The sequence below is a fragment of the Bacteroides sp. M10 genome (assembly GCF_014334015.1).
GTDB lineage: Bacteria > Bacteroidota > Bacteroidia > Bacteroidales > Bacteroidaceae > Bacteroides > Bacteroides intestinigallinarum.
The window spans coordinates 2,532,238-2,555,798 of sequence record NZ_CP060488.1; the positions used below are offsets into that span (position 1 = coordinate 2,532,238).

Sequence of the window (23,561 nt, forward strand, 5' to 3'; positions counted from 1 at the left end):
CAGATAGAGAAAAGATAAACAATGAAACATACAAATCCACAAGTAGAACAGATGACCTCCTTCATCGTAATGGATGTGTTGGAGAGGGCAAACGAATTACAGAAACAAGGTGTTGATATTATTCATTTGGAAGTTGGTGAACCCGATTTTGATGTGCCGTCTTGTGCGTCGGAAGCAGCAAAAGCGGCTTATGATCGTCATCTTACTCACTATACACATTCTTTGGGAGACCCGGAACTCCGGCGGGAAATTGCTGCTTTTTATCTACGGGAATATGGAGTGACGGTAGATCCGGATTGCATTGTGGTGACTTCCGGCTCTTCTCCATCCATTCTTCTTGCGTTGATGTTGCTCTGTAATACGGATAGTGAAGTGATTCTTTCCAATCCGGGATACGCTTGTTACCGTAATTTTGTGTTGGCTGCCCAGGCTAAACCCGTTTTGGTTCCTTTGTCTAAAGAATATCTGCAATACGACATAGAAGCTATTCGTAAATGTGTGAATCCACATACAGCGGCTATCTTTATCAATTCTCCGATGAATCCGACTGGAATGTTGCTGGATGAAAAATTTTTGAGAGAAGTGGCAGCACTGGGAGTTCCTGTTATTTCAGATGAGATTTATCATGGACTTGTCTATGAAGGACGTGCGCACAGCATTCTTGAATATACCGATCAGGCTTTTGTCCTGAACGGATTTTCTAAACGTTTTGCGATGACAGGTCTTCGGCTGGGTTATTTGATTGCACCTAAATCTTGTATGCGTTCTTTGCAGAAGTTGCAGCAAAATCTATTTATTTGTGCGTCCAGCGTTGCCCAACAGGCTGGGATTGCTGCATTGCGGCAGGCTGATTCGGATGTGGAACGGATGAAACAGATTTATGATGAGCGTCGCCGGTACATGATTACTCGTCTTCGGGAAATGGGGTTTGAGATTAAAGTAGAACCTCAAGGAGCATTTTACATTTTTGCCAACGCACGTAAATTTACAACCGACTCTTATCGCTTTGCATTCGATGTACTCGAACATGCGCATGTCGGCATTACTCCCGGGGTGGACTTTGGTACGGGAGGTGAAGGATATGTACGCTTCTCCTATGCAAACTCATTGGAGAATATCAAAGAAGGACTGGACCGTATCAATCGCTACCTTTCTCGTCCCGACTTCTGATTAGCTCGGTGGCTGCTTCGTATTCTTCCTCTGTCACGAGGACGGATACGGAAGGAGCGATATAGGGTGCTAATGTCCCCATAATTCCATCTTTGATTACACAACGGATATTGTTGCTTTCTAATAACCCTTTAATGATCTCGGCTTCCCAGGGGGATCCGGAGAATACTTCTATTGCCTTGCTGTAATCTTCTTCTTTCATGATCTTACTTATTAGGGGTTGTTATCTACAAATATAACAAAAAAGAGAGAGAAATGGTTATTTATTTTCTTAAAAATTATTCGAGTGTGATATGTTTTACGCTAATCTGCTGTTTAAGGAAAGTAGAGGCCGATTCTGAAAACTTTTCTTCCGCTTCGGTCGTGTAAAACTGGCAGTTGCCATTCTTGGTACATTTGGCATCCATTTCGGGATGTCTTTTCAAATAGTCTTTCAGGCTTTCTGCAACATATTCTCCTTGTGCAATTACACTGATATGATCCGGAATGTATTGCCGGATTTTAGGTAGGAGTATGGGGAAATGGGTACATCCGAGGATGACAGTATCTATTTGAGGATCCTTTGACAGTAATTGGTCGATGTACTTCCGGATAAAATAGTCTGCTCCTTCGTCTTGTGATTCGTTATTCTCAACTAAGGATACCCACATCGGACATGCTGTCCCGCTGACTTGAATTTCAGGAAACAGTTTATGTATTTCTAATGGATACGATTCGGATTTGATGGTGCCTGCTGTTGCCAGTACGCCGATATGCTGATTCTTGCTAATTTCTCCAACACATTCCACAGTGGGGCGGATGACTCCGAGCACACGGCGGGCAGGATCGATTTGGGGTAAATCATTCATCTGAATGCTGCGCAAGGCTTTGGCGGAAGCAGTATTGCAAGCTAATATAACCAGATGGCATCCCATATCAAACAGTTTGTTGACGGCTTGCCGGGTAAATTCGTATACGACTTCGAAAGAACGTGTCCCATAGGGGGCACGTGCATTATCTCCTAAATAGATATAATCATATTCCGGTAACACTTCTCTAATCTTGTCTAAGATGGTCAGACCTCCGTATCCGGAGTCGAATACTCCGATTGGGCCGGGTGTATGGGATAGATGTTGCTTCATGACAAACTTGATTTATATACGCAAATGTACGCCAAAAAAAGGGAAAGAGAAAGAAGATGATCCTTCTTTCTCTTTCCCTTTTGATATTTCTTTATTCTTGGTCAGATCTTATTTGATACCAAGATTTGCTTTTACTTTGTTAGTCAAGTTGATGCTTTGTGATTCGTTCACGTAAGGAATCGAAGTTCTTGCCAGGTCGAAGATATAGATTACGCCTTCAGCAGCACCTACTGCTTTGATAGCATTGTCCAACTTCTGGTAGATAGGAGCCATTGCATCATTTTGAGCTTTTTGCATTTGTTGTTGAGCATCCTGTTGGAATTGCTCTTGTCTCTGCATCATATCCTGCAACTCTTTCTGTCTTCTTTCAGCGATGTTAGGAGGAAGAGAATCCTTAGCGATAGCTTGTTGGAATTCCTGATATTTCTTGTTGAATTCTTCCTGCGTTCTCTGTAGTTCGGCAGTAAGTTGTTTTTCTAAAGTCTGAATATCATTTTGGGCTTTGGTGAATTCCGGCATCACAGTGATGATTTCCTGTGCATTAATGTGGCCGAATTTCAGGTTCTGTGCAAATACACCCATTGGGAGTGCAAGCAACATTACAAGTGCAATTTTTTTTAGCATAGTTCTATAATTTATTTGAATGATTTTTAGTTATTTCCAGCTGCAAATGTATGAAATTAATTTGAATATCCTAATTTTCTTAGGATTTCATCACTAATATCTATGCGTGGATTTGCAAATATTATACCTGTAGCAGAGGCTCTGTCGATTACCAAATCATATCCATGTTGCTGTGATATAGCTTTTACAGCTTCATAGATATCGTCTTGGATCGGAGTAATCAACTTGTCTCTCATCTTGGCTAATTCGCCTTCCGGACCGAAGTAGCTACGCTTCAGTTCGGCTGCTTCTTTTTCCTTTGCTACGATTGCATCTTCTGTCTTTGTTTTTTGTGTGGCAGAAAGAGTGGAAGATTTTGCCTGGTAATCCTGGAACATCTTCTGTGCTTCTTTAGCCAGAGCTTCTACTTCACTCTGGTATTTTTTCGTAGCTTCTTGCATTTGCTCATTAGCGCTTTGAGCTGCCGGAATATTCTTCATAATATATTCCGTATCGATCAGTGCAAATTTCTGTGCATTTGCTGCCATGCTGACAGTAAATAGCATCATAATTAATAGAACAGACTTTCTCATAACGTTTAGTTTTTGATGATACATTAGAATTCTTGTCCTAAGATAAAGTGGAACTGGCTTCCTCCATATTGTTTAGAACCAAATACTTTGTCGAAACCGTAACCCCAGTCAATACCCATCATACCAATCATCGGAAGGAAGATACGAACACCGACACCGGCAGAACGTTTCAACTCGAATGGATTGAATTTCTTGATATCATGCCATGCGTTACCTGCTTCAAGGAAACCTAACACATAAATGTTAGTACTTGTTTCCAGCATCAACGGATATCTCAATTCGATACCGAGACGTGCATAGGCATAACCTTCAGAACCGTATGGTGTTAATGAGCTGTTTTCGTAACCACGCAAAGCGATACTTTCAGTTGCATAAGTTGAATAACCGGTCATACCGTCACCACCTACGTCGAATGTACCGAACGGAGATTTTTTGTATTGGTTATAGTGACCCAACAGACCGAATTCCGTACGTGTCATTAATACCAGACATTTTGGATGAGCAACCGGATCCATCAGCGGAGTATATGTTTTGCCTTTGAATTTCCATTTGTGGTATTCTATCCATTTATGAAGCTTATTCATGTTGTCCTGGGTAATGCTACCTGTTTCAGGGTTGCTGTAATATCCCTTATAGTCTTTACCGTCCATCAACGAGTAAGGCGGTGTGAACTGAACTGACAGTGAGAAATCTGAACCCGAACGAGGGAAGATTGGGTTGTCAATAGAGTTACGAGCCAAAGTCAATGAAATACTAAGGTCATTACATTTACCGTTGGTGACCGGGAAGTATTGCCAGTCGCTCAAGTTATAACGTTGGTAAGCTAATTCTGCGGAAAGAGTGAAATAGTCATCCGGCCATTTCAGACGTTTACCCCAACCTACGGAAAGTCCCCACATCTTGATAGATTTATCCGGGTCATAATAGTTTTCGTAGTTGTTATAGTTACCATAATTGTACATACCATAACCACCGTAGCCACTATACATACTGTTGTAGTAGTTGTTGAAGTAGCTGGAGTTGTAGTAACGGCTACTGATATCTGTCTGTACAGAGAAGAATGCCGATACAGAGAATGAATTCGGACGTTTACCGCCAAACCATGGATCGAAGAATGAAATACTGTATGATTGGTAGTATTTAGCGTTCGTCTGTCCGCTGATAGTCAATGTCTGACCATCACCTTGCGGAAGGATACCACGGTAGTTTTCACCCGGGTGCAACAAGTTGGCTACAGAGAAGTTGGTAAACTTCAAGCTCAACTTACCGATAATACCCGTCTGTCCCCAACCTGCAGAGAATTCCACCTGGTCGTTAGCTTTGGAAGTCAAAGGCAAACCTATGTCAACAGTTCCGTTCATCGGATCCGGTTGAATATCCGGTTGCAGCTTTTCCGGGTCAAAGTGTCCCATCTGCTGAATTTCACGCAAAGAACGCATCAAGTCTTCTTTGCTGAACAATTGTCCCGGACGAATACGAAGTTCACGGCGAACAACGTTTTCATACAAACGGTCATTACCACTGATTTTGATCTTATTGATAGTAGCCTGACGGCCTTCATAGATTCTCATTTCGAGGTCGATAGAGTCGCCAACGATATTTACTTCTACCGGGTCGAGGTTATAGAACAGGTAACCGTTGTTGTAATATAAGTTACCGATAGCGTCATCATCTGTAGAAACACGTTCGTTCAATAACTTCTGGTTGTATACGTCACCTTTCTTCATGCGGAGCAGGAAGTTCAACTGTTCTGACGGATAGAGAGTGTTACCTACCCATGTAACGTTGCGCAGATAATATTTCTGTCCCTCGTCTATATTCAAATAAACGTTTACAGTCTTTTCGTCATACTGTGAAACGCTGTCTTTTACAATCATTGCATCACGATATCCCAACTCATTATATTTGTCGATAATCAGTTGCTTATCTGCCTCGAAGTTCTCCGGCACGAATTTCTTGGTGCGGAACAGGTTACGAAGTTTACCTTTCTCATTGGTTTTCTTCATTACTTTCTTCAGCTTGGAAGCCTTGATTGCATGATTACCAACAATTTGTATTTCGTGTACTTTGATTTTTTCTTTCTTGTCGATATCAATGTCAACGATCACCTGATTTTCGCTGGATGGATCGTCTTTCTGCGAGATGATTACTTCTGCATTTTTGAATCCCTTATCGTCGAAATAACGTTTGATTAATGTCTTGGCACGGTCTACGGTATTCGGAGTGATCTGCATACCTTTTACCATTCCCAGCTTGGCTTCAAGGTCGGTACGTTCCGACTTCTTCACACCATGATAGCGCACATCTGCGATACGCGGGCGTTGTGTCAGACTGATTTTTAACCAGATTTTGTCACCTTCAATTTTCTCGGCTGTGATTTGTACATTTGAGAACAAACCATGACGCCAATAACGTTTGATTGCTCCAGTAATTTCGTCACCCGGCACAGTAATTGTTTGTCCTACCGATAGTCCGGATAGTCCAATCAATACATAGTCTTCATAATTCTTTACGCCTTCGACTTTAATATCTGCTATCTCATACTTTTTGGGTGTTCCGGAGTATAAGATGACAGGTTTCGAGTCTTCATCAGTGTTAGCATTTTGCGCAATGCCTGTTGTCGCAAAGCAGCACAGGCAGACAAACGTTATGAATATAAAGGAAATACGATAATGCATTTATGTTATAATTTGATGTTTCGAGTTATATTAGCTGATCTGTTCACTGGTTTTACCGAATCGGCGTTCCCTTTGTTGATATTCCCAAATGGCTTTGTAGAATTCTTCTTTGTCAAAGTCCGGCCAGAAGGTGTCACAAAAATAAAGCTCCGAATAAGCGCATTGCCATAGGAGGTAATTGCTTAGCCGGATTTCTCCTCCCGTGCGGATTAGTAGATCCGGATCGGGCATAAATTTAGTATCCAGATTAGATGAGATACATTCATCCGTTATCTGTTCGGGAGACATTTCTCCTACTTTTACCTGTGTTGCTATTTTCCGTACAGCTTCGGTTATCTCCCAACGGGATGAGTAACTAAGAGCTAATACCATATACATACCACTATTTTGGGATGTACGTTCTATGCATGATGCCAAACTTTTCTGGACTTCAACAGGTAACTTTTTGAAATCACCGATTACATTGAAGCGAATATTGTTTTTCATCAATGTCTCTTCTTCAATAGATTCTAGCAATAGATTCATCAGAGCCGCAATCTCGTCTTGCGGCCGATTCCAGTTCTCGGTTGAGAAGGTATACAGTGTCAGGTACTTGATCCCCAAACGGGCGGCATCTTCGGTAATATTCTGTACCGTTTCTGCGCCAGCACGGTGACCATAAGTACGTTCTTCCCCTCGTTGTTTTGCCCATCGTCCGTTTCCATCCATAATGATGGCCACGTGTTGTGGTATCCGAGTTTTGTCTATTTGTTCTATATAGGACATCTTTTTATTTTAAACGTATACGTTTTTATTTGCCAGCTTTTGCCAAATCAAACCATAGTTGATTAAGACGACCACGCCATACCTCTGAATCATGATTATAAGTACGTGTTTCAGTTGTAGTCGACTTAGTGCTTTCTTCTTTTTCTACCTCTTCTTTGAAGCTGGCACTTCCTTGACTAAATATAATCCATAGATTTTGAGTCGCAGGGTCTAGTACCATTGAGTAATTCGTTCTACCTCTGAATTCAGGATCTACGCTAGGGTTTGGAGTTCCTCCTTTGCTCCAATCTCTATGAGGGAATGCAAACTTGGAGTTAGCTTTTCTCCAGAATAACCCTTGATTGGAAACATAAATAGAACTGAAATTTTGGCCAAATATATATACTAAGTCATTGTAATATATGATAGATGGTTGAGTATATTTAGGACAGTATGCAACGGAGGAAGTTGTTGAGAACTCAACCCATTTACTTCCGTCATACGCCCATACAATGGTCGTTTCTAATTCGTTGTCATCAGCCAAAGTCGCCGTCTCTGTATCTCCCACCAAAAGGACAGATTTGATATTTGTCGCAGATTCATATACTGTGTAGGATATGTTTTTAGTTGGGAAATTAGCAGGTACTTTTCCTTCGTCGTAAGTTTCAAGAGTTTCTATTTGTTTATCATTTGTTTGATAATAGAAATAGCGTTGGTTGTCTGCTTCTTTCTTTATATAACAAATTCTGCTGATTTGGTTATTTGTCAGTGTCGCTAATAGTAACTCTACTTTGTCTCCAAACTTTTTAGATACTTCCCAATTTATTCCATCTTCAGATTCATACACTTTGCCATCACCATTGGAGGTTGCATACAACATGGCGTTGCTTCCGTCGAATTGGAATGTGACGATAGAAGTCGGAAGTTGACCTTTCGGTAATCCCACAGTTTTTTCTTTACCCCAACTACCGAAGTTAGTTAAAGAATTCTTATGTCTATATAATTCATTATCATCTTTATCTATAGAGTATGTGAAGACTTCACTTCCAAAAATAATGGATTTTTGTTCTCCTGTAATTTGATTATCTATTTCATTTATATACTTCCATTTCAACGAATCCGGATCATAGTCATGCACATTTACCTTAATAGTATATTCCTTAGTTTGATTAGGAGATATTCCCGCTAATGCTTCTGTTGACCATACCTTTATAGTAAGTGGCTTCCGGAGATCGATAGAATCATTGATGTTTATGACAGAATCGTTACCGTTTTTGTCTTTCATTGTTACGACGCCTGATGCCGTAGTTAATGTTTTGATTAAAATCTTGTCAATGATGGTATCGGCATGAACAGGAAGAGAGTCCTCGTTATAAATTTCACGTGATAATTGATCAATAGTGAATTTATAACTCCCAAGGCCTGCTGTGTCAAGTGCAAACGCATGGATAGTTGCATCCGGGCTATATTCGATGTTATTATCGTCATCAAGACATGACGTTATAACAAATGACACCATGAAAAAACTCGCAATGAATGATAAAAACTTTATTTTCATTTGAAAGATTGTGTTTATTTACAAGTTGCAAAAATAGAAACATTTTTTCCGATAATGAACATTACAGGTAAGTTTTATATAAAATTATAGATAATAACACTGTTTTTATCGACGTAAAACCCCCTGAATAGAACTATCTTAGCTATATCCGATGAACATAATGCCAAAATTGTCTTTCGAAGTGTTCTTCTATCGAATAACTAAAATTATTGTTCATTTGGGGTGCTTTAACACCGGAATGTAGCCTGCTGGGGCACTTCTCGATATACGCCTCGTCCCATAGCTCATCATTAATGAATGATTGCAGCAATTGGCTGCCTCCTTCTACCAGTAAGGATTGTATTTTCCGTTGATACAGTACTTCCATAATCTGTTCCAGTGGGTTATGATTGAAGTCGATGGAGATATATGTGATGTTGGTTCTTGCTGGCTGTTTCTTTTCAGTAAAGACTAATGTTGGCACATTTCCATCGAATATTTGTAAATCATTCGGAAGAGATGATGTGCGGTCTAATACGACACGTATTGGATGATGCCCATACCAGTTGCGTACCGTTAGCGACGGATTATCCAATAAAGCAGTTCTCCTGCCTACCATAATAGCATCGGCCTCCGCCCTTTTTTTATGTACTAGCATTGAAGTGAGAGGAGAGGAGAGCATCACAGGCATTCCACTTGTACGTCCTATATCAATAAAACGATCGGCTGACTCTGCCCATTTTAACGTGATAAAAGGCCGATGAAGTGTATTGAAAGTAATAAAACGACGAATCAGTGATTGACATTCTTTCTCTAATATGCCGACTGTAACTTCTCGTCCGGCATCCCGTAGTTTTTGAATCCCCCGTCCGGCTACTTCAGAAAAGGGGTCCTGGCATCCGATAACAATGCGCGGAATCTGTTTCTCTATAATCAGATCCGCGCAAGGAGGTGTTTTCCCGTAGTGGGAGCAAGGTTCCAAACTGACGTAAATCGTAGAATGTTTCAATAAAGACTCGTCTTTGACAGAACGGATTGCATTGACTTCCGCATGTGCCTCTCCGCAACGAATGTGATAACCTTCACCGATAATACGTCCGTTACATACGATAACAGCTCCTACCATCGGGTTTGGAGGCACATTGCATAACCCGTTCTTTGCAAGCTCAATGCAACGCCTCATGTATTTTTCTTCTTCCATTTTGGTGCTCTTCGCCATATTATTCTTACTTTTGCACTCCGAAATTGTGAAAATATGAATCGTATCACCGCTTACATTCGCCAGTCTTTGCAGGAAATCTATCCGCAGGAAGAGATAAAAGCTCTTTCAATGCTGATTTGTTGCGACATGTTAGGCTTAGATGCGCTCGATATTTACATGGGCAAAGATATAATTTTATCCGAATGCAAACAGCGTGAATTAGAAAACATTATATTCCGTTTACAGAAAAATGAACCGATACAGTACATTCGCGGTTTTGCAGAGTTTTGTGGAAGGAATTTTAAGGTTGCTTCCGGCGTGTTAATCCCTCGACCGGAGACTGCAGAACTCGTAGAGCTAATAGTAAAGGAGAACCCGAATGCCCGTCATCTGTTAGATATAGGTACGGGAAGTGGATGCATTGCGATCTCTCTGGATAAAAAACTTCCGGATGTAGACGTAGAGGCTTGGGATATTTCGGAAGAAGCGTTGGCTATTGCCCGTAAAAACAATGAAGATTTGGAAGCCGGGGTGAGATTTCTGCAAAGAGATGTATTGTCCGATGACTGGGAAAAGGTGCCGTCTTTTGATGTGATCGTCAGTAATCCGCCTTATGTGACTGAAACGGAAAAGAACGAAATGGACGCTAATGTTCTTGATTGGGAACCGGGGGTGGCCTTGTTCGTTCCTGACGAGGATCCTTTACGGTTTTATAATCGTATAGCCTGTCTGGGAAGTGATTTGTTATTGCCGGGCGGAAAACTTTATTTTGAAATCAACCAGGCTTATGGCCGGGAAACAGCACATATGCTTGAAATGAACCAATATCGTGATGTTCGTGTTATAAAAGACATATTTGGAAAAGATAGAATAGTTACAGCTAACCGATGAGTGCACAATTAACTGATGAAGAGGCTTTAAATCGCGTAGCCTCTTACTGCTCCACTGCCGAGCATTGCCGGGCAGAAATAAATGAGAAGTTACAACGTTGGGGGATTGCCTATGATACCATTGCGCGTATTCTTGACCGACTGGAATCAGAGAAGTTCATTGATGATGAACGTTTCTGCAGGGCTTTTGTGAATGACAAGTTCCGCTTTGCCAAGTGGGGGAAAATGAAAATAGCCCAGGGGCTTTACATGAAGAAGATCCCTTCTGATGTGGCATGGCGTTATCTGAATGAAATTGATGAAGAAGAATACCTTTCTATTCTGCGTGACCTGCTGGCTTCCAAGCGGAAAAGTATCCATGCGGCAGACGATTATGAATTGAATGGAAAGCTGATGCGATTTGCCATGAGTCGTGGATTTGAACTGAAAGATATTAAGCGTTGTATCGACGTTCCCGATGAAGAGGAACAAATTGACTGAAAAAATAAACGGATTCTTCTTTTTATTCTCGTTCAATTTCTGTACTTTTGCGGCAAATAATTAATAGTTAGTTTAGTTATGAAAAACTTAGAGAGACTATTTGCGGAGAAACTGTTGAAGATTAAAGCTATTAAACTTCAACCCGCTAACCCTTTTACATGGGCTTCTGGATGGAAATCCCCCTTTTACTGTGACAACCGTAAAACTCTGTCCTATCCTTCTCTTCGTAATTTTGTGAAGATTGAAATTACACGTCTGATATTAGAACGATTCGGACAGGTGGATGCGATTGCTGGTGTGGCTACAGGCGCTATTCCGCAGGGAGCTTTGGTGGCTGATGCATTGAATTTGCCGTTCGTGTATGTTCGTTCTACCCCCAAAGATCATGGATTAGAAAACCTGATTGAAGGTGAACTTCGTCCGGGTATGAAAGTCGTAGTCGTAGAGGACTTGATTTCTACTGGTGGTAGTAGTTTGAAGGCTGTTGAAGCAATTCGTCGCGATGGTTGCGAAGTGATCGGCATGGTTGCAGCGTATACATACGGATTCCCGGTAGCTGAAGAGGCGTTCAAAAATGCGAAGGTGACTTTGGTAACGTTGACCAATTATGAAGCAGTACTTGATGTTGCTCTTCGTACAGGTTATATTGAAGAAGAAGACATACAGACATTGAACGAATGGCGTAAAGACCCTGCTCATTGGGATGCTGGAAAATAAGATTCATTTTTTGATTAAACATATTTGGTAAAAAGAACTGTTCGGACAATACTTGGCCGGATTGTTCTTTTTTTGTTTTATACTAATAGAAATTTATGAGTAATTTTGAGAGTAGTGTCAAGGTAATACCTTACAGTCAGGAACGCGTATATAATAAACTTTCAGATTTGAGTAATCTGGAAGCTGTCAAAGATCGTTTACCGAAAGATAAGGTACAGGATTTGAGTTTTGATTCGGACACGTTAAGTTTTAGTGTCCCTCCTGTTGGGCAACTAACTTTGCAAATTGTAGAGCGTGATCCATGTAAATGTATAAAGTTGGCAACAACTAACTCTCCACTTCCCTTTAATATGTGGATTCAACTGGTTGAAACTGCAGAAGAAGAGTGCAAGGTGAAGGTGACTATCGGAATGGAGCTTAATCCGTTTATGAAAGCAATGGTACAGAAACCTCTTCAGGAAGGCTTGGAGAAGATGGTTGATATGCTGGCAGTTATTGAATATTAAAAAACAAGTATTAAGTATTAACCGTAGTCACTTTGGCTCATGCTGTTGTGCTTAATACTTAACACTTAAACTTATTTTTTATGGCACAGAAACTTTGGGAGAAGTCCGTACAGGTGAATAAGGATATCGAACGTTTCACGGTAGGTCGTGATCGTGAGATGGATCTTTATTTGGCCAAGCATGATGTGCTCGGCTCTATGGCTCACATTACGATGCTGGAAAGTATCGGTTTGTTGACGAAAGAAGAACTGGAACAGTTGCTGGCAGAGTTGAAGAATATTTATGCCTCGGCTGAAAGAGGTGAATTTATCATAGAAGACGGGGTAGAAGATGTACATTCGCAGGTAGAACTGGTGTTGACCCGTCGTTTGGGTGATATCGGAAAGAAAATACATAGTGGTCGTTCCAGAAATGATCAGGTCTTATTGGATTTGAAACTTTTTACCCGTACGCAAATAAAAGAAGTTGCCGAAGCTGTAGAACAACTTTTTCATGTACTGATTCGTCAGAGCGAACGATATAAAAACGTTTTGATGCCAGGGTATACCCACTTACAGATTGCAATGCCTTCTTCTTTTGGTTTGTGGTTTGGTGCCTATGCCGAGAGTCTCGTGGACGATATGCTGTTTTTACAGGCTGCATTTAAAATGTGCAATCGTAATCCATTAGGTTCTGCAGCAGGGTATGGCTCGTCCTTTCCTTTGAACCGGACAATGACAACCGACTTGCTTGGCTTTGATTCGATGAATTACAATGTTGTGTATGCTCAAATGGGGCGTGGGAAAATGGAACGTAATGTTGCTTTTGCATTGGCTACGATTGCCGGAACCATTTCTAAGTTAGCTTTTGATGCTTGCATGTTTAATAGCCAGAACTTTGGTTTCGTGAAATTGCCTGATGACTGTACCACGGGGTCCAGCATTATGCCTCATAAGAAGAATCCCGATGTCTTTGAACTGACACGTGCTAAATGCAATAAACTGCAATCGCTTCCCCAACAGATCATGATGATTGCGAATAATTTGCCTTCCGGCTATTTCCGTGATTTGCAGATTATAAAAGAAGTTTTCCTGCCTGCTTTTCAGGAATTGAAAGACTGTTTGCAGATGACAACTTACATCATGAATGAAATAAAGGTCAACGAGCATATCCTTGACGATGATAAATACCTCCTTATTTTTAGCGTGGAAGAAGTGAATCGTCTGGCACGTGAAGGTATGCCTTTTCGTGATGCATATAAGAAGGTTGGCTTGGATATTGAAGCTGGAAAATTCTCTCATACAAAAGAAGTACACCATACTCATGAAGGTAGTATTGGCAACCTTTGCAATGCGGAAATCTCTGCATTGATGCAGCAAGTGATCGATGGATTCAACTTTTGCGGAATGGAGAGGGCAGAGAAAGCACTGCTTGGGAGATAAAATAGACTTTCGAAGGATAGTTTTTTAAACTTTCCTTCGAAAAGATTTGGCAGAAACAAGTAAACTACTTATCTTTGCACCCGTTGAAAAAACGCGGAAATAGCTCAGTTGGTAGAGCATAACCTTGCCAAGGTTAGGGTCGCGAGTTCGAGTCTCGTTTTCCGCTCTTTCTTTGAAAGGATGCTCGAATGGTGGAATGGTAGACACGAAGGACTTAAAATCCTTTGGCCATTGCGGCTGTGCGGGTTCAAGTCCCGCTTCGAGTACGAGTATTCTTTATAGGCTTTATGAATCATTGATTCATGAAGCCTTTTTTATTTTTATGGGTGTGTAATATACATTTGTTTTGTTTGAGGGAGCTTTGTAGTAATGGCTACTTGAAAAAATAAATCAAAAAAACAGTAATAAAATTTTTTTATTGTGTTATTAATCTTTTATTTTGCTTTCAGATTATAAGCTTGTAATAAATATATTATATTACCACTTCTTTAACCTTGGTACATTTGATTTAACCGTTAACGCTGAAAAATACTAGAGAGATGGAAAATAACGACAAGCAGATTGAATTAAAGTTTCAGAGGTTTTTTACTGTGAATTTTCCGAAAGTAAAGAACTTTGCTCAAATGCTGCTTAAATCGGAAAGTGATGCAGAAGATGTGGCTCAAGATGTTTTTTGTAAGCTTTGGCTGCAGCCGGAGTTATGGCTGAATAACGAAGAACTAGACAATTATATCTTTATAATGACTAGAAATATAGTTCTGAACATCTTTAAGCATCAACAGGTAGAGCAAGAATATCAGGCGGAGGTTATAGAAAAGACTTTTCTTTATGAATTGACAGAGAAAGAAGAGATCTTGAATAATGTATATTATAGGGAGATGCTGTTGATTATTCAGTTGACCTTGGAAAAGATGCCGAAGCGTCGTCGGTTAATATTCGAACTTAGCCGTTTTCGAGGATTAAGCCATAAAGAAATAGCTGATAAACTTGATGTTTCTATTCGTACTATAGAGCATCAGGTTTATCTGGCATTGATCGAATTAAAGAAGGTACTCCTCTTTTTTATTTTTTTCTCCAATATTTTTAAGTAGTGTGTTCGTAGTAGTTGTATTTAGTGTATAAAGCCCAAAAAAGAAAGAAAAAGATTCATGAAAAATTATATTCAACAACTCATAGATTTGTTCGGCCATAATAACTATTCAGCCGATACACAGAAGAAAGTGCAACAGTGGTTGGCTGATGAGGAGCATGTTGATGAAAAGAATGAGGCTCTTCGTGGGCTTTGGAAACAAGCAGAAGGACAGAGAGTACCTGATGGTATGTCACAATCAATACAACGAATGCGGCAGAATCTGGGGATGCAGTCTGTCACTTCGCGGAGAAATTACCAGTTGCTTATATGGAGAGCTGCAGCTATTTTCTTGTTAGCTGTCTCATCCATTTCTATCTATCTGATGTTGGAAAAGGACCGACCAGAAAAAGATTTGGTTGAATGCTATATACCAACAGCGGAAATTCGTGAACTTACATTACCGGATGGTACACATGTCATGCTGAATTCAAAGAGTACACTACTATATCCGGAACAATTTACAGGAGAAACTAGAAGTGTATATTTGATTGGTGAGGCCAACTTTAAAGTGAAACCGGATAAGAAGCATCCTTTCATTGTAAAGGCGAATGATTATCAAGTTACAGCTTTGGGAACAGAGTTTAATGTAAATGCTTATCCTGACAGCAATGAATTAATTGCCACATTATTGGAAGGTCGTGTGAAAGTGGAATTTAATAATTTAATGTCAAATATTATTTTAAAGCCTAATGAACAGTTGGTCTATGACAAACATACGAAAGCGCACAATCTGCGGATGCCTGAGATAGATAATGTGACGGCATGGCAACGTGGGGAATTGGTTTTTAGTAATATGCATCTGGAGGATATTTTTACAAATCTTGAACGTAAATTTCCTTATGCCTTTGTATATAGCCTTCATAGTCTGAAAAAGAATACATATAGTTTCCGTTTCCCCAAACAGGCTAATTTGGAGGAAGTTATGAAGATTATATCGCAAGTTGTAGGAAATGTAAACTATGTTGTCAAGGGAAATAAGTGCTATGTAACTAGCAAAGAATAAATATATTGTAGAACCTTTTTTAATTTAATACGTAATGCAAAAAAATACCCGGAAGGAATGGCCGTTCCTCCCGGATATGAAATCAATTTCTTTTAATATTAGCGTAATATTGACGCTATTCTGAATGATCCTAGAATAATAACCAATTAACTAATACTAAAGATGCTACAAATCTACGAAAAAATAGCAGAAAAAATAGCTCATAAGCGGGTCTTTCTCACTTTTTTAAGTCTTATTCTTATACAGACTTTAGCTTTGGCTCAAAATGATAGTAAAATAACTATCCAGCAAAAGAACATCACTGTCATTGATGCCTTAAAGACTGTGGAAAAACAGTCCAAAAAGTCTATAAATTATAGTGATTCCGAATTAAAAGGAAAAGTAATAGCCCAGTTAAACTTGCAGAATGCATCCCTCGAAACTGCACTCGATACCATTTTAAAAGGGACAGGCTTTTCATTCCAGATTCAAGGTAACTACATCATAATAACTGAAAAGAAGCCTGTAGTTACGCAAACCCTTAAAAATATCAAAGGAAAGGTTACCGATGAAAGCGGTGAACCGTTGATTGGAGTAAATATATCTGTGGATGGTAGTTCTACAGGTACGATTACCGATTTCGATGGTAACTTTACGATCAAAGCGGCAGAAAAATCGATTCTCAAAGTATCTTATATCGGATATGCTACACAGACAATTCCTGTCTCCAAGAAAGATTTTTATCCGGTTGTAATGAAGCAGGATACCGAAGTACTCGATGAGGTTGTTGTGACGGCATTGGGTATCAAACGCGCAGAAAAGGCGTTGTCTTACAATGTACAACAAGTCAAGGGAGATGCTTTGACTACGGTAAAAGATGCTAACTTTGTAAACTCGTTGAACGGTAAGATAGCCGGAGTGAGTATTAATAAAAGCGCTAGTGGAGTTGGTGGTGCGACACGTGTTGTAATGCGTGGTGCAAAATCTATCGAAGGTGATAACAATGCTTTGTATGTGGTGGACGGTATTCCTTTGTTCAATACCAATATGGGAAATACCGACAGTGGTATTATGGGTGAAGGTAAGGCCGGAACAGAAGGAATTGCCGACTTCAATCCCGAAGATATTGAAAGCCTTTCTGTTTTGAGTGGTCCTTCGGCTGCCGCGCTGTATGGTAGTAGTGCTGCCAACGGTGTAATTTTGATTACCACTAAAAAAGGAAAAGAAGGAAAACTTTCAGTGCAGTTCTCTTCTTCTTCAGAGTTCAGCAAAGCTTATATGACTCCTGAGTTTCAAAATACGTATGGTAACAAAAAAGATATGTATGAAAGCTGGGGTGAGAAACTTTTGACTCCTACAAGTTATGATCCTAAGAAGGATTTCTTTAATACCGGAACAAACTTTATTAATTCGGTTACGTTGACCACCGGTACGAAATCGAATCAGACTTTTGCTTCTGTTTCTTCTACCAATTCCAAAGGTATTGTGCCTAATAATGAATATGAACGTTTGAATTTCACAATCCGTAATACGGCAACTTTCCTTAATGATAAATTACAACTTGATTTAGGTGCGTCGTATGTGAAACAGAAAGACAAGAATATGGTATCGCAAGGACAATATTGGAATCCGGTGATGGCCGCCTATTTGTTCCCTCGTGGTGAAGACTTTGATGGAATTAAGTCATTCGAGCATTTCGATGAAAGCCGTCAACTTCCGGTTCAGTATTGGCCGGTGGCAGATCCGGTATATGCTTCACAGAACCCTTACTGGACTGCTTATCGCAATGTAGCTACGAATGAAAAGAGTCGTTATATGTTCAACGTAGGGTTGACTTATAATATTACCGATTGGTTGAATGCGGCAGCCCGTTTCAGAATGGATGACACACATGTATTGTTTGAACGCAAGATTTACGCTTCATCCGACGATAAATTTGCGGAAGGCAAGAAAGGACTGTATGGATACAATAACTATGAAGACCGTCAGGAATATGCCGACTTTATGTTGAACGTAAATAAACATATAGCTGATTTCAGTATTTCTGCCAATGCGGGTTGGAACTATTCTAACTATTGGGCATTGGAGAGAGGATACAAAGGGACATTATTGGGAGTACCCAATAAATTTGCGGCTTCTAATATCGATCCGGCTAATGGTCGTATTTCAGAAAAGGGTGGTGATAGTCGTGTACGTAATCATGCTGTTTTTGCCAATTTGGAACTTGGTTGGAAGAGTATGCTTTATTTGACGCTGACCGGACGTAATGACTGGAATTCACGTTTGGTGAATACCGATGAAGAATCTTTCTTCTATCCCTCAATCGGTCTGTCCGGGATTATTTCCGAGATGGTCAAATTGCCCGAATTTATCTCTTACCTGAAAGTTCGCGGTTCGTATACGGAAGTCGGTGCGCCTGTATCCCGTTCGGGACTGACTCCGGGTACGGTAACTACCCCTATTGTGGGTGGTGCATTAGATCCTACCGGTATCTATCCGTTTACAGATTTCAAGGCAGAACGTACAAAGTCATACGAATTTGGATTAAGTCTGAAGTTGTGGAATAAATTAAGTGCGGAGGTAACCTACTATCATTCTAATACATACAATCAGACCTTCTTGGGTGATCTTCCGGAATTTACCGGATACAAGCAGATTTATTTGCAGGCCGGTAATGTGGGAAATCGTGGTTGGGAGGCTTCATTAAGCTATTCCGATCAGTTTAAGTTCGGATTAGGAATCTCTTCAACATTGACATTCTCTCGTAATATAAACGAGATTAAGGAGATGGTTGAAAACTATCATACGGATTTGATGGATGAACCGATTAATATTCCGGAGGTTTTGAAGGATGGTGGTCGTGTCATCTTGAAAGAAGGTGGAAGTATTCACGATATTTATGCCAACACCTTCTTAAAGAAAGACCACTTGGGATATGTTGAGGTAAAGAGCGATGGAACCTTTGGAATGGAAAAGGGGGAACCCGTTTATTTGGGAAAAACTTCTCCTGATTTCAATATGGGATGGAGTAATATGTTGACATACAAAGGCTTTGGGCTCGGATTCCAGATCAACGGACGTTTTGGTGGCGTGGTGACCTCTTCTACAGAGGCATTGCTCGATCGTTTCGGTGTGTCCAAACGTTCGGCTGAGGCTCGTGAAGCGGGAGGCGTATTGTTGAAGGGACAAGGTCTGGTAGACGCGAAGTCTTATTATCAGATGACAGGTACGGGAAATTATGAAACTTCCGGTTACTATGTATACAGTGCCACCAATATTCGTTTGCAAGAACTTACCTTTAGCTATACTATGCCTAATAAGTGGTTTGGTAACGTGTTGAAAGATGTTACAGTTTCGTTTATAGCCAACAATCCTTGGATGTTGTATTGCGAAGCTCCGTTCGATCCGGAACTGACTCCTTCCACTAGTACTTACGGACAAGGTAATGATTATTTTATGCAACCGAGTGTTCGTAGCTTTGGTTTCGGTATTAAATTTAAATTATAATACACCTTCTTTATTATGAGAAAAATGAATCAGTTTAAACTATTAGCGGTGATATGCGCAATGGCGCTATTTGCCTCATGCAATTTTGAAGAAATCAATACCAACCAATTTGAGATGAGCGACGGAGAAGGTGCGATGGATGGTTTTGAAGTCGGAGGGCTGATTACAGCTATGCAACGGACAGTGATTCCTGTAGGCACACAGGCTGATGATACAGATGTTATCAATGAATATCAAATAGCTTATCATCTATCGGCCGATAATTGGAGTGGATTTTTTGGCGAGAACAACAGTAACGGTTGGAACGCAGGTAGTAACAATACTACTTATTATTTGTTGGACAATTGGATAAAAGCGACCTATACACAGTCCTATACCAATGCTCTTGATCCTTGGAAGAAATTGAAAATAGCGTCCGAAAAAAATGGTACGCCCGAAGTCTTTGCTTTGGCTCAAATTCTGAAGATTTCCGCTTGGCACAAGACACTTGAAAGTTTCGGTCCGATGCCTTATTCTCATGCGGCGGACGCTACAATGAACATTCCATTCGATTCGGAGAAGGATGTTTATGAAGCTATGTTTCAGGATTTGACTGCTGCCATTGCCGTATTGACGGAAAAAGCTGAAAATGGGGTGAATGTGATGGGAGCTTATGATGCGGTATATGCCGGAGATGCTACTAAATGGGTGAAATACGGCAATTCGCTGATGCTTCGTTTGGCTATGCGTGTCCGTTTCGCTAATGCGGAACTGGCGAAAAAATATGCTACTCAAGCAGTAAATCATTCTATCGGTGTGATGACGGCTAAGGATGATGCGGCTCAAATGAGTCAAGGAGCAGGCATGACTTTCCGCAACAACATTGAATGGCTGGCAGGCAACTATAATGAAGCTCGTATGGGTTCTTCCATTTTTTCTTATCTGATGGGATATGAAGACCCGCGTTTGAGTGTTTATTTTTTGCCGATGGATGGTAATACCTCTTATGGTGTTGAGGCTTTCGACGGAAAAACATATCAAGCGGTGCCGGCAGGGCATGCCAATGCGCAGAATGATATCTACAAATCTTGCTCAAAGCCCAATATTCAAAGTGGGACTCCTACATATTGGCTGCGTGCGTCGGAAGTTTATTTTTTGCGTGCGGAAGCAGCTTTAGTCTGGGAAGGTTTTGGCAGTGCGGATTCATGGTATAAACAGGGCATTGATATGTCTTTTCAGGAGAATGGCGTGACCGATCCTGTAGATGATTATATGAATTCCAATTTGTCACCTCGGGCATTTGTGTTTTCCCATTATCAGTATGGGCAAACACTTTCTGCTCCGTGTGAGACTACTGCCAAGTTTGAAGGAACAACTGAGCAGAAGTTGGAAAAAATTATGATTCAGAAGTGGATTGCTTTGTTTCCTAACGGACAGGAAGCGTGGACGGAATGGAGAAGAACCGGTTATCCGAAGTTGAATGTCATTAAGACTTTGAAAGGAGCAGTGCAAGGCGCAACTCTTGAGGGCGGTATTCGCCGTATGATTTATCCCACCAGTTTTTCTCAGACTAACGAGGGAAAGGCTATCTATGAAGCAGCCTTGAAGTTATTCAATAACGGTGCCGGTGGCGAAGATAGGTCTTCTACCCGTTTGTGGTGGGATTGTAAGAGATAACCTACATGTATCATTTTAATACAGATGAAAAATATGAAATCATTAAGAAAATTGTTATATATTATTCCATTGACAGGTATGATGGTAACTTCTTGCATGGATGTGGAGAATATTGAGATAGACCATATAGGCGGGTATGCCACAATGAACAATGCGGAGAGTGAGGCATATTATGCCAATCTGCGCGCCTATAAGGCGACTGCCTGGAATTACAATCGTCCCGTAGCTTTCGGATGGTATTCCAACTGGGCGCCTGCTGGAGCTTATCGGAGAGGATATCTCTCTGCTATGCCCGATAGTATGGATTTTGTTTCTATGTGGAGTGGCGCTCCAGGACGTTATGAAATCACTCCGGAACAGAAGGCAGATAAAGAGTTTGTGCAAAAGGTGAAAGGAACGAAGCTGTTGCAGGTAAGTCTGCTTTCTTATCTTGGTAAGGGGGCGACGCCAAATTCGGTATACCTCGAAGTAGAAAAACAAGCGGAGGAAGAAGGCTGGTCGGCGGCTCAATTGGAAACGGCGAAGAAACAAGCCCGTTGGAAATATTGGGGATTTGAAGGTCAGTTTGAAAGTGAAAACCATTATGCATGTCTGGCGAAGTTTGCCAAAGCTCTGTGCGATTCTTTGTATGCAAACGAATGGGACGGTTATGATGTAGACTGGGAAATCGGTAGTGGTGTGTTTGATATGGATGGCACATTGAGTCAGAACAAGCATTTGATTCATTTGGTTAAAGAGATGAACAATTATATTGGCCCGAAAAGCGATCCGGAAGGTAAAGGACATAAAATGATCTGTATTGATGGAAATATTTATGGGCTTACCAGTGAATTGGATGAGTATGTCGATTATTGGATTATACAAAGTTATGGTAGTTCCAACCCCAATTTAGATGGTTATGGCGTTGATCCTAAGAAAATAATCTGTACAGAAAACTTTGAAAAGTATGCCACAAATGGAGGTCAATTGTTGAGGCAGGCTGCTGCTATGCCGCGGAAAGGTTATAAAGGTGGAGTAGGAGCTTATCGCTTCGATAATGATTATGACAATACGCCAAATTATAAATGGATGCGTCAGGCTATTCAAATCAATCAGCGGGTTTTCAATGAATGGAAAGAGAAACAAAACGAAGCGGAAAATAAACCGCAGGAATAAGTGGATTTATAAAATTCTAAAACAGTAAAAAGATGATGAATAAACATATATTCTATTATTTGATGGTAGGTAGTATGGCATTATTGTTGGGCGCTTGCAACGACAGCATGAATGACCTGCTGGAGCCTAAGGTCTATTTCGAAAGCAAGGAATATAATTTCTCGGTGGAAGATGAGATGGATGTAATGACATTTGATCTGGTTTCAAGACTTTCGTCAGCAACTTCCTCTCAGGTAGACGTATCATATAGTGTAGCCGAACCAAGTGTAGTAGACGAATATAATGCAAAGTATGGCACAAATTATGAGATGCTTGATGTTTCGCAGGTAAAGCTAAGCAGTACGACATCTTCTATTTCGAGTGGAAAATTGTATGCGGATAATGTAGAAGTCGAACTTTCCGGGTTGGAAGCCTTGAAAGCCGGGAATTCGTATGTTTTGCCTATGCGGGTGAATTCGTCTTCGGTGTCTACCCTTTCCGGAACAAACATTGCATATTTCTTTTTCTCCAAACCATTGAAAATTACCAAAGCTGGTAACTTCAATAATCACTATATTTCTGTGAAGTTTCCTGTCGGTACTTTCTTCTCGTCATTCACTTACGAAGCATTGATTAATGTGGATTATTTCCTCGATAATAATACGATTATGGGAACCGAAGGTGTGATGATTCTCCGTATCGGTGATGCAGGAGGAGGAATTACTCCTAAAGATTATTTGGAAGTGGCCGGCGGACAGAACTATCGTGTAACGAAACCGTTGTTAACAAATCGTTGGTATCATGTAGCGTTGACTTATGATCAACCGACAGGAAAAACAGGCATTTATGTAAATGGTGAGAAATGGGCTGGTTCAGATTGGGGTATTGACGGTTTTGATCCGAATTCAGATATGGGTTTTTATATTGGTAGAATCTATGGTTTCAAATGGGGTGAACGTCCATTCCATGGTAAAATGAGTGAAGTCCGTGTTTGGAGTGTAGCCCGTACGGAAAATCAACTTAAGCAGAATATGCTGGGTGTTGACCCTGCTTCGGAAGGCTTGGCGCTTTATTATAAACTAGACGGATCGGAAACTCAGGAAGGTGGAGTTATCAAAGATGCCACAGAGCGTATAAACGGTACTACAAATGGAATTACCATCAAGACGCTAGATGCTCCGATAGCTATCAATTAATGGAACACACAAATTTGTGAGAGTTTTTGCTCTTTGCATTTTTGAATATGAATGAAAGCCTGCTTGCTGAAAAGATAATATTCTTTTGGTAAGCAGGCTTCTTTTATTTATGTTTGTTTTATGAAGAAGTTACTATTTATCCTGTTTATATCTTTTCCATCTAAATGTTTTTTCCAGTACCTCAGAAGGAAGATTAATGCTGACGTGCAAATTATAATCAGGGCATTTCTTTTCTTCTTTATAAGAAAAAGGTATTTTAGCCAAATTTAAATTTTCTCTAAAAAGTTTTCTTA

20 protein-coding genes and 2 tRNA genes are annotated in these 23,561 nt (G+C 40.4%); 14 read left to right on the forward strand and 8 right to left on the reverse strand.

Going from position 1 to position 23,561, the window contains the following annotated elements; translation table 11 throughout:
- The first annotated feature begins 21 nt into the window (after window positions 1–21).
- A complete protein-coding gene (locus H8796_RS08960) occupies window positions 22–1,170 on the forward strand; it encodes a pyridoxal phosphate-dependent aminotransferase (RefSeq protein WP_117935533.1) in 1,149 nt (382 codons plus the stop codon).
- On the opposite strand, the gene H8796_RS08965 is transcribed toward H8796_RS08960, so the two are convergent.
- The 8 genes from H8796_RS08965 to ribD all read right to left on the reverse strand — a co-directional run bounded on the left by H8796_RS08965 (window position 1,139) and on the right by ribD (window position 9,665).
- The gene (locus H8796_RS08965; RefSeq protein WP_004299777.1) at window positions 1,139–1,372 is read right to left on the reverse strand and encodes a DUF2007-related protein; all 234 of its coding nucleotides are present in this window, start codon (window positions 1,370–1,372) and stop codon (window positions 1,139–1,141) included. The genes H8796_RS08960 and H8796_RS08965 overlap by 32 nt on opposite strands.
- Window positions 1,373–1,448: 76 nt before the next feature.
- Window positions 1,449–2,291 carry a glutamate racemase gene (gene murI / locus H8796_RS08970; RefSeq protein WP_004310502.1) on the reverse strand — a complete coding sequence of 281 codons (843 nt, stop codon included), beginning with the start codon at window positions 2,289–2,291 and terminating at the stop codon, window positions 1,449–1,451.
- Window positions 2,292–2,399: 108 nt separating this feature from the next.
- On the reverse strand, window positions 2,400–2,915 hold the full coding sequence (locus H8796_RS08975; RefSeq protein WP_117935535.1) for an OmpH family outer membrane protein: 516 nt from the start codon (window positions 2,913–2,915) through the stop codon (window positions 2,400–2,402).
- Between the two features lie 56 nt (window positions 2,916–2,971).
- On the reverse strand, window positions 2,972–3,487 hold the full coding sequence (locus H8796_RS08980) for an OmpH family outer membrane protein (protein WP_074637331.1): 516 nt from the start codon (window positions 3,485–3,487) through the stop codon (window positions 2,972–2,974).
- A gap of 23 nt (window positions 3,488–3,510) precedes the next feature.
- Complete coding sequence (gene bamA / locus H8796_RS08985; RefSeq protein ID WP_074556722.1) at window positions 3,511–6,165, reverse strand: outer membrane protein assembly factor BamA; 2,655 nt, start codon at window positions 6,163–6,165, stop codon at window positions 3,511–3,513.
- 30 nt (window positions 6,166–6,195) lie between these two features.
- Window positions 6,196–6,930, reverse strand: a complete 735-nt coding sequence (locus tag H8796_RS08990; RefSeq protein WP_117935537.1) for an isoprenyl transferase — start codon at window positions 6,928–6,930, stop codon at window positions 6,196–6,198.
- Window positions 6,931–6,955: 25 nt separating this feature from the next.
- Window positions 6,956–8,467, reverse strand: a complete 1,512-nt coding sequence (locus tag H8796_RS08995) for a DUF6242 domain-containing protein (protein WP_117935539.1) — start codon at window positions 8,465–8,467, stop codon at window positions 6,956–6,958.
- A 142-nt stretch (window positions 8,468–8,609) separates the two neighbouring features.
- Window positions 8,610–9,665 (reverse strand): bifunctional diaminohydroxyphosphoribosylaminopyrimidine deaminase/5-amino-6-(5-phosphoribosylamino)uracil reductase RibD, encoded by a 1,056-nt coding sequence (gene ribD, locus H8796_RS09000; RefSeq protein ID WP_117935541.1) that lies wholly within the window; start codon window positions 9,663–9,665, stop codon window positions 8,610–8,612.
- Between the two features lie 36 nt (window positions 9,666–9,701).
- Here ribD and prmC point away from each other — a divergent pair, with 36 nt between their 5' ends.
- The 13 genes from prmC (at window position 9,702) to H8796_RS09065 (ending at window position 23,268) form a co-directional block, all read left to right on the forward strand.
- Window positions 9,702–10,538, forward strand: coding sequence for a peptide chain release factor N(5)-glutamine methyltransferase (gene prmC, locus H8796_RS09005; protein WP_117935543.1), 837 nt, complete (start codon window positions 9,702–9,704; stop codon window positions 10,536–10,538).
- A complete protein-coding gene (locus H8796_RS09010; protein WP_117935545.1) occupies window positions 10,535–11,017 on the forward strand; it encodes a regulatory protein RecX in 483 nt (160 codons plus the stop codon). The genes prmC and H8796_RS09010 overlap by 4 nt, the downstream gene beginning before the upstream one ends.
- A 78-nt stretch (window positions 11,018–11,095) precedes the next feature.
- A complete protein-coding gene (gene pyrE / locus H8796_RS09015) occupies window positions 11,096–11,734 on the forward strand; it encodes an orotate phosphoribosyltransferase (RefSeq protein ID WP_004299787.1) in 639 nt (212 codons plus the stop codon).
- Between the two features lie 95 nt (window positions 11,735–11,829).
- Window positions 11,830–12,240 carry an SRPBCC family protein gene (locus tag H8796_RS09020; protein WP_008997923.1) on the forward strand — a complete coding sequence of 137 codons (411 nt, stop codon included), beginning with the start codon at window positions 11,830–11,832 and terminating at the stop codon, window positions 12,238–12,240.
- A gap of 80 nt (window positions 12,241–12,320) precedes the next feature.
- Window positions 12,321–13,661: an argininosuccinate lyase gene (gene argH / locus H8796_RS09025; RefSeq protein WP_117935547.1), complete on the forward strand. Its 1,341-nt coding sequence runs from the start codon at window positions 12,321–12,323 to the stop codon at window positions 13,659–13,661.
- Between the two features lie 93 nt (window positions 13,662–13,754).
- Window positions 13,755–13,827 (forward strand) — tRNA-Gly (locus H8796_RS09030).
- Window positions 13,828–13,843: 16 nt separating this feature from the next.
- Window positions 13,844–13,927, forward strand: a tRNA-Leu gene (locus tag H8796_RS09035).
- A gap of 273 nt (window positions 13,928–14,200) precedes the next feature.
- A complete protein-coding gene (locus H8796_RS09040) occupies window positions 14,201–14,752 on the forward strand; it encodes an RNA polymerase sigma-70 factor (RefSeq protein ID WP_117935549.1) in 552 nt (183 codons plus the stop codon).
- Between the two features lie 57 nt (window positions 14,753–14,809).
- Entirely contained in the window at window positions 14,810–15,796 is a 987-nt protein-coding gene (locus H8796_RS09045) for a FecR family protein (protein WP_117935551.1), read from the forward strand.
- Window positions 15,797–15,958: 162 nt separating this feature from the next.
- On the forward strand, window positions 15,959–19,282 hold the full coding sequence (locus H8796_RS09050) for a TonB-dependent receptor (protein ID WP_117935553.1): 3,324 nt from the start codon (window positions 15,959–15,961) through the stop codon (window positions 19,280–19,282).
- A 15-nt stretch (window positions 19,283–19,297) separates the two neighbouring features.
- Window positions 19,298–20,938, forward strand: a complete 1,641-nt coding sequence (locus H8796_RS09055; RefSeq protein ID WP_117935555.1) for a SusD/RagB family nutrient-binding outer membrane lipoprotein — start codon at window positions 19,298–19,300, stop codon at window positions 20,936–20,938.
- Window positions 20,939–20,971: 33 nt separating this feature from the next.
- The gene (locus H8796_RS09060) at window positions 20,972–22,093 is read left to right on the forward strand and encodes a glycoside hydrolase family 18 (RefSeq protein ID WP_117935557.1); all 1,122 of its coding nucleotides are present in this window, start codon (window positions 20,972–20,974) and stop codon (window positions 22,091–22,093) included.
- 32 nt (window positions 22,094–22,125) lie between these two features.
- Window positions 22,126–23,268, forward strand: coding sequence for a DUF1735 and LamG domain-containing protein (locus tag H8796_RS09065; protein ID WP_117935559.1), 1,143 nt, complete (start codon window positions 22,126–22,128; stop codon window positions 23,266–23,268).
- Window positions 23,269–23,561: the final 293 nt, after the last annotated feature.

Bases quoted from the DNA above. Each gene is read 5' to 3' on its own strand.
- H8796_RS08960 (WP_117935533.1), top strand. From the start codon at position 22: ATGAAACATACAAATCCACAAGTAGAACAGATGACCTCCTTCATCGTA.
- H8796_RS08965 (WP_004299777.1), bottom strand. From the start codon at position 1,372: ATGAAAGAAGAAGATTACAGCAAGGCAATAGAAGTATTCTCCGGATCC.
- murI (WP_004310502.1), bottom strand. From the start codon at position 2,291: ATGAAGCAACATCTATCCCATACACCCGGCCCAATCGGAGTATTCGAC.
- H8796_RS08975 (WP_117935535.1), bottom strand. From the start codon at position 2,915: ATGCTAAAAAAAATTGCACTTGTAATGTTGCTTGCACTCCCAATGGGT.
- H8796_RS08980 (WP_074637331.1), bottom strand. From the start codon at position 3,487: ATGAGAAAGTCTGTTCTATTAATTATGATGCTATTTACTGTCAGCATG.
- bamA (WP_074556722.1), bottom strand. From the start codon at position 6,165: ATGCATTATCGTATTTCCTTTATATTCATAACGTTTGTCTGCCTGTGC.
- H8796_RS08990 (WP_117935537.1), bottom strand. From the start codon at position 6,930: ATGTCCTATATAGAACAAATAGACAAAACTCGGATACCACAACACGTG.
- H8796_RS08995 (WP_117935539.1), bottom strand. From the start codon at position 8,467: ATGAAAATAAAGTTTTTATCATTCATTGCGAGTTTTTTCATGGTGTCA.
- ribD (WP_117935541.1), bottom strand. From the start codon at position 9,665: ATGGCGAAGAGCACCAAAATGGAAGAAGAAAAATACATGAGGCGTTGC.
- prmC (WP_117935543.1), top strand. From the start codon at position 9,702: ATGAATCGTATCACCGCTTACATTCGCCAGTCTTTGCAGGAAATCTAT.
- H8796_RS09010 (WP_117935545.1), top strand. From the start codon at position 10,535: ATGAGTGCACAATTAACTGATGAAGAGGCTTTAAATCGCGTAGCCTCT.
- pyrE (WP_004299787.1), top strand. From the start codon at position 11,096: ATGAAAAACTTAGAGAGACTATTTGCGGAGAAACTGTTGAAGATTAAA.
- H8796_RS09020 (WP_008997923.1), top strand. From the start codon at position 11,830: ATGAGTAATTTTGAGAGTAGTGTCAAGGTAATACCTTACAGTCAGGAA.
- argH (WP_117935547.1), top strand. From the start codon at position 12,321: ATGGCACAGAAACTTTGGGAGAAGTCCGTACAGGTGAATAAGGATATC.
- H8796_RS09040 (WP_117935549.1), top strand. From the start codon at position 14,201: ATGGAAAATAACGACAAGCAGATTGAATTAAAGTTTCAGAGGTTTTTT.
- H8796_RS09045 (WP_117935551.1), top strand. From the start codon at position 14,810: ATGAAAAATTATATTCAACAACTCATAGATTTGTTCGGCCATAATAAC.
- H8796_RS09050 (WP_117935553.1), top strand. From the start codon at position 15,959: ATGCTACAAATCTACGAAAAAATAGCAGAAAAAATAGCTCATAAGCGG.
- H8796_RS09055 (WP_117935555.1), top strand. From the start codon at position 19,298: ATGAGAAAAATGAATCAGTTTAAACTATTAGCGGTGATATGCGCAATG.
- H8796_RS09060 (WP_117935557.1), top strand. From the start codon at position 20,972: ATGAAATCATTAAGAAAATTGTTATATATTATTCCATTGACAGGTATG.
- H8796_RS09065 (WP_117935559.1), top strand. From the start codon at position 22,126: ATGATGAATAAACATATATTCTATTATTTGATGGTAGGTAGTATGGCA.